The sequence below is a fragment of the Paenibacillus auburnensis genome (assembly GCF_927798115.1).
Lineage (GTDB): Bacteria > Bacillota > Bacilli > Paenibacillales > Paenibacillaceae > Paenibacillus_AQ > Paenibacillus_AQ auburnensis.
Genome location: NZ_CAKMMG010000001.1, coordinates 1 through 14,870 on the forward strand (window position 1 = coordinate 1; position 14,870 = coordinate 14,870).

3 protein-coding genes are annotated in these 14,870 nt (G+C 48.5%); all 3 read left to right on the forward strand.

The features are described 5' to 3' along the window. A partial coding sequence (locus tag L6H70_RS00005) for a hypothetical protein (RefSeq protein ID WP_236328336.1) occupies positions 1-858 on the forward strand: 858 nt, incomplete at its 5' end. A 592-nt stretch (positions 859-1,450) separates the two neighbouring features. Continuing rightward, a complete protein-coding gene (locus tag L6H70_RS00010) occupies positions 1,451-7,087 on the forward strand; it encodes a hypothetical protein (protein ID WP_236328337.1) in 5,637 nt (1,878 codons plus the stop codon). Between the two features lie 26 nt (positions 7,088-7,113). Further along, positions 7,114-14,853 (forward strand): S-layer homology domain-containing protein, encoded by a 7,740-nt coding sequence (locus L6H70_RS00015; RefSeq protein WP_236328338.1) that lies wholly within the window; start codon positions 7,114-7,116, stop codon positions 14,851-14,853. The last annotated feature ends 17 nt before the right edge of the window (positions 14,854-14,870 follow it).

The window sequence follows — 14,870 nt, forward strand, 5'->3', positions numbered from 1 at the left end:
AAAAGTATTAATGGTAATATATTCATAATTAATAATAGTATTTGTTGGGAGATGTTTGAGTATATGACTAAAAAATTGAAAATAATTCTAACATTTATACTTATTATTTTAGTAGTGATTTTTGGTACATATTTTTCTTTAACAAAAGACAAATTTGCCTCAGCACACTTTATCCAATACAATTCTTCCATAGCAGCAGAACTAAACACAAATTATACTCTTGATTTAGCTTATTTTATTGAGAAAAACCATAAAGATAAAATATCTAATAAAAGTATAGTATCCATAAACTTTAAGAATTCAGTAACTACTCAGGTCAAATCCTATAAATTAGTTAAAAGTGACTCATCAAAAAAGTATGATATTAGAAATATTACATTAGATGTATCATTTCAAAAACCCGGAAAGGAAAAAGTAAGATACATAGAAATAAAATTTGATGATAATTCTGTTGAAGAATACCCAGTAGGTATTTGGAACTTTAATGTTTCTAAGGATAAGAATGAAGAAAAATTGGTTATGAGTGACACTTTTCCATTAGTTTCTAATGATTTTAATGGATATAATTTTAGTTTTACAAATACTACTGCGAATGATATTAAGGTTATCGATTTGGGAATAGACTTAAATGAAACTTCTTTAGAAAATAAACCCATAAACATTAAACCAAAAGGAACAGAGAAAGTTGTTATAAAAACCAGCACAAAAAACAAGGATAAATTCTATATAATAAAACCTAAATTATCCTATGTTTATAATAATAAAGTTTATGTATATTATCCGTTTGCGACCTATTATGGTTTTTTAAACATGACATATGCCGATATAGATAAAGAAGTAGAAAAAACAAGTATATAGACTGAAAGCCTTCCTGATTGAAGCTTATCCATTTCTGTGACCATCTTCCGTAACTCAATGCTATGAGTTTCTTGCACACTTGCAAGTTGATGACTACGATGTGAATGATGAGGATTCGATTTCGGCGATTCTGGGACAGGTGGGGAAGGTGATCAACCGGAGCGCGGTGACCAAGTAAAGGCTGCATGAAGAGAAAATGAACTTCATATCTGAATTCCAGAAACCTGGATGGTATTTACCGTCCAGGTTTTTTTGTTGTACAGAATATTTTTATTGAGGTATTTTTACAAGAAAAAGTCGAATTTTCGCACCATTTTAGCAGAATTTTCAAAAAAATATTCATTTTCAAGCAAAATACCCGATTTTAGTTCCTCTGAACCAGTATATTGTCGAGATTTGTTAAGAGTTTGTTTAGAGCGTCCTGCTAGAATGAATTTCAGTTATGAAAAAATAGGTAAATAGACGTTATTTGTTTTTTGTCCGCCGGAAGGGAGCCGAAAGGAGAGAGTGCGAGCGCATAGAGAGATTAGGAGCAAACAATCTTGTAGGACGGCGGGCGAAAAACAACGAAAGAATAAGGGGGAGCATTGATTTGCTGAAGAGCAGGAAAGCGAAGAAATACACGGCAATAAGTCTGACGATTATAATGCTAATGTCTTTGATACCTGATATTTGGACAGGGAAAGCACAGGCTGCTGCCAATGACCTTGAGGTGGTCTTTAAGAGCGGAGCACATGTAGGAAATCTGTCCTATGCCGCGGATAATACGTTCGTAAACTTTTACAACAACCAGGTTGAAGGATTTGTGCAGACGGAAACAGACAAAGATGCCAGTTATGATTGGGCTAGCGGGGATATTTTTGCCGGTGATGGCAGTGATGAAGCAACAGTCCAATTTGAGATTCGCGTTGCGGATAATCCAATTCTGCGTGAAATGGCAAAAAGCGGGCATGCAGAAGTAATCACCGGATTCAGTATTTTAAGACGGCACTATAAGTTCTTTAGTGGATCACGTGAATCTGAGATCAAGATAAGTATCGACGGGAATCAGGTTATCCATGAAAATACGAATGATGGCGACAGTCAAAAATATAACAAATCTGCATCAGCTATTATAACTCCTAACTCAGTAATTCACGTATGGCTGTATGGTGAGGGATCAATGGACGGAGAAGGGGTAGGAGTACGCGGCCTATACTTCAAGTTCCAGGACCTTCAGCGCCCCGTACTGAACAGCTACACCTTCACCGGTAACGGGGCAACGCGTGAGAACACCACGATTAACCAGACCGAGCTTTATGTCAAGAACACTGAGAATGTTACGCTCGGTTACAATTTTTCAGAACCAGTAAAGCCAACTTCGGTTGTTGCTCAAAACTCAGACTGGTTTCTGCGCCATCCGCTGTTTGTAAATCCGGCGGGTGGCGGTTTGCCGGGAGCCGGACAGCAGCAGTACATGGAGAATATCACATACAGTTCTTCCAATCTGTCGACTCTCAACAAACAAATCGCTTTCCAATACAGTCCGAACCAATACTCCCAGAGCGGGAATCTTCCGCTGGAGCCGAAGATCGCGGGGACTACACCAAACAATCCTCCAATGGAACAGACGATGCAGGAGAAATTTATGGCCGCTGGGCTGGCCGATGCCGCCGGGAATATGGCAACGATCAGCTTCCCGAACGTTGGCAGTGCGAACAGTCTGCCTAATGTACAAGGCGATACCATTGATCCCTTTGACTACAAGCACGGTGGCTACCGTGTCATTGTCGATGCGGTGAGACCTAAATATACGAAGGAAGGCAACGGAATCCAGCCGGAAATTTTAACGGGCGTAACGCTAAACAAGGGCGACGTTATTGATTTCACGGTCCAGATGACCGAAGAAGCTGTGGTGAAGAAAGGCTGGGATACTGCGAAGACCTTCCTTTATTTCAACAATGGCATGAAAGCATATTATACCGGCGGTTCTAATACGAAGAACTGGACATTCCGGATGACCGTTCCTGACGGTGTCACTGTGGAAGCGCCACTGCTCAAGGTTATCGCTTTGTCGAATGATGCCAAGGGCAATAACACTGACCTTAACGTTGTTCAGGACTATGCGGGTAACCTGCTGTTCCAGCCGGCTAACTATGCCGGCGATCATGTCGACGGCAACACCACGCTGATCAACTCTAAGATTGACTGGGCAAACCTGTCCATTGACAACACGAAACCAATTGTCAGCTACCGCTATGAGAGCGGCGGGGGCAGTAATACGACTTATCAGAAGAAAGGTAAGGTTACGATTGATGCCAATGATCCGGCCGTCCTAGTGCCTGCCTTTGACCCGATTCCAGAAGACAAGGGGCAATACAGACCAAGCCGGGGGATTTACCGTCCGTCTAATATGACAGGCTCAGCCTCACCATCGGTTGGCTTGGTGTACTACCTATGGAGCCAGGATCCGTCCGATCCGTTTGCTGACAAGACGGAGGATAATTTTGCCGCACTAAAACGCTATGCGCTGGCAGCCAAACAGCCATCGGAGGAACTCTATCCGGGAGAGTATCAGAACATTAAGCTCCAAGTGGCTAATAACAAAACCAATCTGCTCTCTCCGCCTGCGGAAGCCTTTACTTCGGAGAACAGCGGTGAGTGGTATCTGCACACCTGGACCGCGGATATGACTTGGGATTCCGCGCGTGAGCTGAAACAGTATGAATTAATGAAGAATTATGTCCGCTTGCATTATGAGCAATACGAAGCCTGGAAAGCGGAAGTCCCAGGTACTGACGACAAGCAAAAGGAATTATATGCCAACAACAAAGCGCTGGTTGCCGTAGGTCAATACGGTGATTTAACCACATGGAAGCTGGACTATTTCAAACAGGATGATTCCAACTGGACTCATGAGGTAGGGGTCCTGAAGCTGGACAACCAGGTTCCGGTGATTGCTAATGGTACCCCGAACAACGACAACTCTAACAATGTAGAGATTACAGCACTTGTTACGGACCCGCACAGCGGAATCGGCAGTGTGAAATATCAGTGGGTCAAGGACGGCAATCAGCCGTTGGACGATGACTGGAAACCGGCAACTTATAGCGGCACTACGGTGACACAGTCCACTTATGAGGATGTTTTTGAGGATGGCAGCTACTGGCTCTACCTCAAGGCAATGGATAGAGCCGGCAATGAAATTACGGGCAAAGCGTACGACAAAACGGTGACGGTCAATTCGCAGGACAGCGTTCCTGCTACATTCTCCCCCGAGGCTAACCCTAATTATGTGCAAAGCCATGATGTGATGTTCAAGATCAGCGGGATTACGCCGGATTACGTTGGATATGCCATTACCGGCAGCGCCAATCACCCGGTTACCGATGCGGAATTTAAGGGGGTTGAGCCCATAGAGCCGCAGAAGATGAAGGTGGAATCCAGTGACGAGGTCAAGGCAACGCCAACGCCAAGTACGGGTAGTAATGACGCTGCATCAGAACAACCGGCGGCTTCGCCTGCTCCAACTCCTACTCCGGATTCCGATCCGATTAAAGAGCCTACAGTTGGTGCTGTGTTTGGTCCTGTAGCCATGATGAAGCTGTTGGCGGCTGGTCCGGTGAGCGCAGGCAGCTTTACGCAAGTAGCAGTGAGCGTATCGGAAGCTACTCCTGCTCCGGAAGTTACTGCATCACCGGAGGCGGCACCAACTGCGGGCAGCAGTTCGAGTCCGGAACCGGCGGCTACGCCGGGACCCACTCCATCTTCTGAACCGCAAACGTCACCGGCGGCAGATGGTGCTGAACCTGCTGCCAAGCTGCTGGCTGGTGACAAGGAAGAATCACTAAGCTATCTGATTCCGGCTGATGCCACCAAGAATGGTGTGCAGTACGTGCATATGATTGTGAAGCAGGGCGACAAGGCGTATTACTACTCCAAGGCCTATTACTTTGATAATCAGCCGGCTGCTATAACCTTCAGCAAGAACGGGGTATCGTATCCGCTGCCTAAGCAGTCCGTGACCGTGTCGGTGTCTGAGCAGTACAGCAAGACAGGCATGAAAACCAAATACCAATGGGTTAAAGAAGGTGCAGGTGTACCTGATGCCAATTCCCAAGGCTGGCAGGTGCTGCCGTCCGGCGGGAATACGGAAATCGATGGCACAGTGCTGGCACCGGGTGAAGTAGCTGATTTCACTCTGTATGTGTGGTCTGTAGATGGCGCAGGCAATAGTGTCATCGCGAAGACACCAGAAATCTTCAAGGTATCGGCAGCAGGAGGCAAGGAAGCCCCACCGGCTGATGCCAAGTCGGCGCTTCTGTATTTGTCCGGTGACCAAGAAGACGGCTATACCGCGATTGTGAAGCTGAGCCTCGATACTGAGGATAAATCAGGATATGAATATTCCATCTCACCAGACAACGGCAGCAGCTGGGTGAATTGGAAACCTTACACGAACTTTGTATCGGTTAAGGTGCCGACGGGTGTTCCGGGACAACTTGAAATTATGGTGAAATACAGAACGCCGGGCGGCAAGGTCAGTGACGCAGCTAAGCTTGAGCTTCCAGACAAGATGCCGGAAGAAGCTCCGGTATACGCGTTGGCCAGTCAGGTGACTACCGGTCCGGTGAATGCCAAGGTTGGTGCAAACATTGATGTGACGGTGCCGGCAGGCATAAAAGTGATCCTAGGCAAGTCGAATCCGACAACACCGACACGCACCGGCAATACCTTTAACGTCAAAGAGAACGGCTTTTACAGCTTTGAACTGATTGATCTCAACGATCCTGAACGAACAGATAACCTGTATGTAGTTGTCAAAAATGTGGACGGAACCGATCCGAAGGCGACAGTGGAGTATCCGTTCACGAAGCTCACCAACAGCAATGTTACAGTTCTGCTTACAGAACCATCTGAGCCGATTATAATCACGAACAATAACGGTAAGAGCAGCCATACCTTCACTGAGAACGGTACATTTACGTTTGAATTTAAGGATGCTGCAGGCAATACAGGAACGGCTGTAGCCCAAGTGAACAATATTGATAAAGAAGCGCCTAAAGTGAAAATTGTCCGCTCTTACCAATATGGAATGGATGGCAGCAAGGTGTTCGGTACGATCAAGGATGGCAACGGCAATGTGCTGCTCTCCTCCGGTGTAACGCTTGAAGTTCAAAAAGCGGATGATTCGGCCAAGGAACTCTTTATCACCAGCCAGAATCAGACGATTTCGCTCAAAGAAAACGGCGTTGCTTCCTTTACCGTTGCTGATCAGTTCGGTAATACAACGGTAGTCAAGGAAACAGTGACTAATATCGTGAGTGCACCACCGGAAGCGGATAACGTTACTTATACCTTCGTTGATGCTGCAGGCAAAACTCTGCCGGACAGTAAGATTGTCACCATCGGCGGACAGAAGTACGCACAGGGTAAGGTGAAGGTTACGATCTCCGGTAAAACGGCAGCGCCGAATATGATTTTCTCAGGCCTTAAGCCAATTCTGTCTGGTGGCAGCTACACCAATAAGATTAGCGGGTCCAACGGAACGTTCACCTATTCAAGAGAATTTGAGGGCAATAGCTCTACGGTGATCGCAATCTCTGATTTGCTCGGCAACTCGAACAAGATTCCGGTTACGGTCAAAGGATTGGACAACTCGGCGCCAGAACTGACGCTGAAAAAAGAAACCATCGGCATTGTCCAGAACAAGCCGGACTTCAATTTTGCCACTGACCTGGGTGGCTACACCGTGTCCGATAATGTATCGGCGGCAGGGAATGTGAAGGTTGCAGTCAGCGGCCTCGATCTGACGAAACTGGGACGTCAGCTGGTTACCTATACTGCCACAGATCAGGTAGGGAACAAGAGCATTGCTACTCAGAGTGTAGTCGTAGTAAAAGACGGCGGACTGCTTATTTTCGGGGACGATACACTGATTTCGGCTTCTTCCGGGGAATCTGCATTGTTCAGCAGCAATACGATTACCTTCAAGATTTCCGGCTACAACGTGATGAAGGTAGCTGGAGCAGACAAAGTTAACGAGTGGGGTACCTTCGATCTGCTGTATCAGACAGGACTTTACCGTGAAGGGCAAATGAAGACGATCGCAACCAAGATCACTTATCAGGAGCTGGTCAGCGGCCAGTACAAGGTTACTTTCCCGAAAGCCGGCTGGTATACGATTATCGTGAGAACGCAGGAACGCGACCGTGAATATGCGACCTTCTTTGTCAGCAGCACGAATTAGAAAACTATGAAACAGGGGGGACTATGGTGAAGCTGTTTAAAAAAACGTGTGCGCTGATGCTCTCATTTGTGATGGTATTCCTGTCCACATCGGAAAGCCTGCATGCCTTGGCTGATGCCGTGAAGAACACGAACACAACGACTATCCAAAATGAATTCATCAAAGTTACCGTGGATAACGCTACGGGCCGGTATGGTGTCCGTACAGTGGAAGGCCAGCCAATACGTAAAAAAGACCAGGAAACAAGTCTGTTATTCAAGGGAGATGATCCGGAAACATCGTTCACGACGTTCCGGATTGATGGAACAGATTATATCTATGGTAACAAATATAAGTTCGGCAACAATTTTTACTCCGAGACCACAGCACCGAAAATTGTGGTGAACACGAACGGAACCCAGCAGCTGGAGATGATCTGGAAGATCAAAGGCGTAGAGATCAAGCAAATTCTGATGCTCTATACCGACAGCGCCGATAAGGTGAACTCCGGAAATGTGAATATCCGTTATGAAGTGAATAACAAGAGCGGTGCCAAGGTTCAAGTCGGCAGCCGGATATTGCTGGATACGATGGTAGGCAGCAATGACGGACCTCTATTCCAGATTGGTACGGCATACCAGGCACCTTTAATGGTAGAAAGAAAACTGACGCATGACCCGAAAGCTGCCGGTATTCCGGATGAGGATGCCGCACTTTATAAATTGCCTTCCTACTGGGTAATGCGCGATAAGCTGGACCTGGCGAACCCGCAGGCGACGAACGTTGTCGCCTACGGCTTCAACAATATCGCCGAGCAGAATATTAACATTGTGGATGAGATGATTGTCGGCCACTGGAACGGCCTGGCCAACACGAAATGGGATTACACCGTACATCCGAATCTGGATTTCACGCGTGATACCAATGATTATGGGAGCTCTGACTCCGCAGTTGCCTTCTACTGGAACCCGGATACCATTGCTGCCGGCGGCTCCCAGAGCTTCGAGACTGTATACGGTCTGGGAGAAATCATTGCCCCGGATAAAGTCTTCTCGATCCGATATGTTGACCAGATTCAGCAGCTGGCTACACTTCCGGACAACAGCGCTTATAACAATGAGGGGATCTTTGACATTACCGCTGAAGTGGAGAATCTGGCCGCTTTTGGTATGGAGCATTCCCAAATTGAAGTGCAGCTTGACCTAGAGAGCGGGCTTGATTTCGTTAAGCTCGACAGTAAGGGCGATGTTGTTAGGGATAAGAACGGGAAGCCGGTTCTTGAGAATACGCGGAGCCGGAGTCTTGAATTCAAAAAATCCGCCACACCTGAAGAAGCGGAACAAGGGATTAAGCCTAAATACAAGCCGGGCGATACGATTGCCGTTTCCTTCAAAGTTATGGCTAAAGGCAGACCTTGGCCGGTAACGCGCGAATATATGCTGACTGCCCGCAGCCCGGAGACACAGAGCAAGATTGAGGGTGTCTCAGACAAGAGCATCAAAGCACAGTATGAATCGAATAAATCCAATTTCATTCTGCTGCCGCCGGTTGGCGAGGCTACTCCGACCTACGTGTACGGAATTTCGCCGAAAGAGCTTTACAGCTCTGATGTGAAATATATGACGGTGAACCTCTCAAATATTGAAGCGTACAATACCGGAAATGAGACCACAGCACCTAACTTTGACTTATATCTGAAAGAAACCGTAACAGGTGAACGGTATAAGGTTGATGTGCAGGATGCGATAGTCATGCAGCCGACGGATGATGGGATGTCCGGCGACATGCGGATTACGTACCGCGGCGGAGCTAAGGTAGATGAGTCGGGGAAAGTGATTGAACCGGACCTCGGACCCGAATTGCCGCTTGGTGAATATCAGGTGGAGATCGACTACAAAGGCGATGCCGGCGGCGATGAGGAAGTCGCTGCAATGTATGACATTACAACCGAACAGACCATTCTCGTATCCGACAATGATGAATCACGGATCCGTGAAGCCGGTATCATGGTTGTTTACAAGCAGCTGGTAGATGTCAGCGGAATCGCGAACGGAGCTTCAGTGAGCGGGGATCTGCTTGACGATCTGAACAGCATGTTCCCGGACGAACCGTTCGAAGACGGTGCGTTTCTCTACAACGCTGTAACGGAATACAAAAAGACCAAAGCGGTATTCGGAATGGCCAGCAAGGCGGTTGATCCGGAATTTGAGCTCAGTGATTTCATGGATGATGAAGCACTGGAAGAAACACCTCTCTACAATTACAAACTGTTTGACTCCGAAGAAGAGCTGGAGGCCTTCGAGGCCGAAGCGGAGGAAGAGGAAATTGACCGCGAAGTGGTAGTTGTCATCCGCGGGATGATCAAGCAGGTCGGTTCCAAAGCAGACGAGCAGGTTATTGTAGATACGAAGACTGAACCGGCAATCATTAATGATTCTGTAGCATACACAGGAAAAGATTTGGCGTTTGTCCGTGGTAAACTCGACATTTTCGGAGTATCGCAGCCGGATGATATGCCGTTCCTTGATACGCTGTTTATTAAAGGGGACGGTACGCTGAGTGTGGCGAGCAGCGGCTTTATTTTCCATCAAGGCGAATGGACACTGGACTTCTTCAACGGCTTCAACAAGTCTCTGGGCGGAGATAACTACAATCTTCCTTCCGCAAGCACCGGTGATGATGAAGATGAAGATGAAGAGGGTGAAGAAGCGAAAGAGAACACGAACCCGGAAGATGATACCGAGAATGGCAGTCTGAAATGGGCCGTCGGGGGCGTGGGCGACCGGTTGAACCCGCTGCGCCAGGTGATGATTGAGGACGTATACTTCAACAAGCAATCGCTGTTCGGTGCACCGAGCTTTTCGATTGACGGATTCGGACTTTCTTTTAATGACTTCATTTTAAGAGAAGGCGGTATTTCCTTCGGCGGTTCCTTATCGATGAAGATCGTTAATGCAGAGATCAACAACGTTGTGTTCAATGATAAAGGCTTTGTCGGCATTGACGCGGCGCTCAAATTCGACTTAGGTGAGGAGCTTGGATTGTTCGGACCTAAGAAAGAAGGGGTTGCCAAGAAAAAGGAAGACGGACCAAAGAGTCCTAGCGGTGAGATTACGGTCACCCACTATGTTCAGGATGTGGGCGGTGAGCCGGTTGAGAATCAGTACGGGCTTGCTTTTGATGCCCAACTGAAAAATATGCTTGAAGTGTCGATTGAGCTGTCGCTCAAGAAAGTAAAGGACGGGCGGATTCTGCCGGATGTTATCGCCTTCGGAGCGGGATTGCCTTCTCCGGGTATTCTGATTACCGGTGCAACCTACCTGACCGGTATTCGCGGTGCGGTTCGGGAACTGGCCGATACGATTGCCGGAGGCAGCAAGGATGATCCATTCCCGCTGACCGTATCGGCAGGCGTGAGTGTGAGATTCGGTATGGCTCCGGCGTATTTCTTCGGAGATGTAGACCTGACTGTCAAACGGACCGGACTTAAAGTCGAAGGTAAGCTGGATTATTCAGCGAAAGCAGACGCAGAAGATGACGATAAGCTGCCGATGCTGACGGAGGCGCTGCTCGAAGCTCAGTGGGTCACCCCATGGTTCGTGCGCGTGCAGTCGGAGATGGATATCGGCGGTTGGGATATTATTATCGGTAAAGCGGGGATCTTCGTCGGGCAAAACCTTGAGAAGAACCGGACGGATTTTGAGGGCTATATTGGCTCCAAAATACAGATTCCTAACGATGTGCCGATTGTCGGCGGGATGCCGCTTTCCAGCATGTTCCTCGGTGTCAACAACGACAAGGTATGGGGCAGCATCGGCATTCTGCTGATCTCGCTCGGAGTTACCTATTACTGGGGCGGCGGGGTCGAATTCGGCACCTCGACCGATCAATTGCCGGATGGTATGATCCATCTGGTTGTCGATGACCCAGAGCTGGGACCGCGTCTGATGGTAATTGGACAGGGCGTAGAAACTTTAGCAACCTCAGAAGCAGCAGCTCCGGCAGCTGAACAGGAAAATCAGGAAATCGTTTATCACGATGTTGCAGAAGGCGTCGAATACATTGAGAATGGTTCGATGAACATCAGCGTAGGCGGCATCACTGTGAAAAACAGCGGCCGGGTGCATGAGATCCCAATGGATAATGTAACCGGTAATGCGGTCATTGAAATGGAATATGAATCGAAAGACCTTCCGGCATTCAGTCTGAAGGATGCCAGCGGCAAGGTGTTCCCGGTTAAATTCGATAACACGAATACAGACCCTACTGCCAATGCATTCACCCAGTACATTCCGGCCAGCAAATCTCCTGACCAGGTTGATGTGCGCAAAGCTTATATCATAGTTCCTGCGGACAAAGTGAAAAGCGGCGGCAAATGGACGCTGACGGCGGTTTCTCCGGTTAAAACGAAGCTGCTGAACGTGCCTACGGTACCACAGCTGAATGATATTAACCTTGCCAAGGACAGCACGAATGCCAATAAATTCACAGCCTCCTGGAAGGTAGCCAATGCTGGCGAAGGGGATACAGTCAATCTGTATCTGGCAGAAGATGCTGTAACCAAGAATGTGACGAAGCTGGACAACGGCCAATCCGTTCTTGAAGCGGGCGATCCCGGACTGCTGATTGCGAAGGATATTCCAGTCGGCCAGGGCGGCAGTGTCAGCGGCGGCATTACGAGCGGCAGCACAAGCATTGATGTTACGAATGTAACCTTGATGGGTAACCCGGAGGATATCCGCGGACTGCTGCGTCAAGGCAATTACTATCTGCGTGCCGAGCTGAATTCCAGCGCGAACTTCGCTACCAAGACTTCAGCGCAGAAATTCGAGATCACTGATCCGTTTGCTCCGCAAAACGTGAGTGAAGTGAAGGTTGAACCGGCAGGAAACGGACTGTTTGCCCTTTCCTTCAAACCGGGTGCAAAAAAGGCAGGACATGCAGATTATGAACACAGCTATGTCATTGATGCCAAGCGTGAGCAGGACGGCGCGATGAAGGATTATTCTAATTTCGGCGAGATCCTGTTTACTGAAGACGAACTGGCGCCTTACTGGAATGCTTCGACCGGCAAATACGAAGGTATCCTGATCGGCGGATGGTCTGCAACCTCCACGTCGGATAAAGTGGAGCTGGGCAGTCTGGAAGGAACTGTAATAGACCTGAAGGATGTGAAGTATGTAGGACTTGAAGTCGGTCACGAATATGAGATCGGCGTTTCTGCAGCAACGATTCCGACAGCGGCAGATGATAAGAATCAGAATTATCATTATGCGGACCGTGTCGCCGGTGCCAAGAAACTGCTTCCAGTACCTGTTAAGCCTAAGCTGAACGTTACAGGCCAAGGTAAAGCAGTGAATACAGGCGACTATATCAACCTGCTCACAAAACAGACTGAGCAGACGCTGACCCTAACTTCGGATCAGAAGAATGTGACGGTTGAAGCCTTCTATGCGGATCAATCGATCGGCAAGGTTGCGCTCAGCAATACCGCAAGCGGAAGCCAAGGCACACTCAAGCTGGATCAGTTCAAGACGGACGGACCGTTCGCGATTGAACTGCGGGCAACGAATTCGGTGTCCAAGGATCTGTCGGTCACCATGCTGTACCTGACGGTCGATACGATTGCACCTGTGCTCTATATTGATCAGCCGGCAACCGGAGCCAGAACCGTCAATGACGGTACAGGCAACACAATTACAGTAGCGGGTACAACCACGAAGGATACTCTGCTTAAAGTGGGAAGTACGGTAATTCCGGTAGCGGATGACGGAACCTTTAATGCCAAAGTAGCGGTGAATTCTGCCGAACCTACAGTGGCGCTTCAGTTCACTGCTACGGATGCGGCCGGCAATGAGAATTCGGCGGTTGTGGATATCTCGAATGAGAGCTTCGAAGTTCCGTCCGCACTGATTTTGGAGAAAGTTCCATCCCTGCAGCCTGGCCAGACTGGCACGATTAAGGCCTATCTTAAAGTGGCAGACGGCAAGGATGAGAACGGGAAGACGAAGTATAAGCAGGTGGCTGTGAAAGACAGTGAGCTCAGCAAAATCACCTATTCGGTGGCTTCCGGGGATTCTGTCGAGGTTGTAACAGCGAACGATACGCTTACGAAAAAACCAGTAACAACAATTACCGCCCTATCAACCGGCTCCAGCCTGATTGAAGGGGAATATACGGTAGCGGAAGGTGTTACCCTTCAGGGTTATGCAGTAGCTTCAGTTGCAGTACCTAAGCCTGAGAAGCTGGGCAGTCTGACGATTTCTGCAGAAACAGTTTACGCGGATACCGATCATACGAAGATTGTCGTCTCTGATTCTGGGGATATGACCGGCCAGCAATTGGCTTATAAGATCTACCCTGCAGGTACAGCAGCTGTACTTCCAGTATTTGAATCCAATCTGAGCGATTGGAAAATGCTGCCTGCGGACGGTGTGATTTCTGTAAAACCGGGTGACGTAATCGTAGTTGCCAAACGAACCTCACTCCATAAGCTTGCCATGGCAGCAGCTAAAGTATCATCTATTATTCACTCCAACCTTCCGGGCGGAACAGGTGGTACAGGTGGCGGCGGAGGCGGTGGCGGTGCTGTTGGCGGCGTTGTGCCAGTAACACCGGCCGGACTTCCGGCTGCGACATTGAATGGTCAGCCTGTGGACGCTGCTTGGGATGGAACGACGGCCATCATTCATGTGACCGCGGACAGCAAAGCTGGGGAAAGCAGCGGGGACATTACGATTAGCAGCACAGATTCTGCAGCTACAGGCTTCAATATTACTGTTGACCTGAATGTAGCAGAGCAGGCCATAGCAGCCAAGAAGAAGATAATTGTCAGTCTGCCACAAGGACAGCTGGTAATTGGACCTGAGAACCTGGCTGGGCTGAAAGAGCCGCTTAAGATCAGCATTGGAAACAACTCCGCTGCAGACAAGGATGCAATGACAGCCCTTGCCAAGACTCAGAACTTCACCGTACTGGGTGCAGGCGGCGGGACAACTGTTGCTGTCAATCTGCCTGCGGGCAAATGGACACCGGCGCTTCAGTCTAAGGTTATGATTCCAAGTGGTATCACTTCAGGTGAGCTAACCGCTGTAGTCCTGAAGGATGACAGCGGCAACTGGACGACAGTACCTTGGAAACTGGCCGCAAACGGCAGCTATGTGGATGTTCAGCTGACAGGAGAAGGAAGTCTGTTCTTTATCAACAATACCAAGGCGTTCAAGGATGTTGCCAAGGGCTTCTGGGCTGAACAAAGCATTCAAGACGCTTCGGACAAACTGTTTGTCATGGGTAAGGCTGCTGACAGCTTTGTCCCTCAGGCTAAAGTTACCCGTGCCGAGTTGCCTACCATTCTGCTTAGAGTAGCGGGCCTCATGAACAATCCGTTCACGCAGCAGAACTTCACGGATGTGGCAGCAGGCAGCTGGTACAGCCGCAGCGTATCTATCGCCGCTGAGCTGGGAATTGTCACCGGACAGAGCTCCGGACAATATGCACCGCAGGCTACATTAACGCGTATGGAAGCAATGACGATGGTCGGAAGACTGCTGAATGTGGTCAGCGCTGGCGGTGAAACGCTCAGCAATGCTGAGATTACACAGATTCTTAGCAGTTATGCCGACAAGGATATGATTCCGGCATGGGCTAAGCAATCGATCGCACTAAGCATTAAATACGGAATCCTCCGCGGTACAGACGGCAAGATCAACCCTGCGGGCGTATTGACCCGTGCGGAAGCTGCTGCGATAGCTATTAGGCTTGATGAGTACATTACAGACAAACAATAGAGAAGCAGGGCCCACAC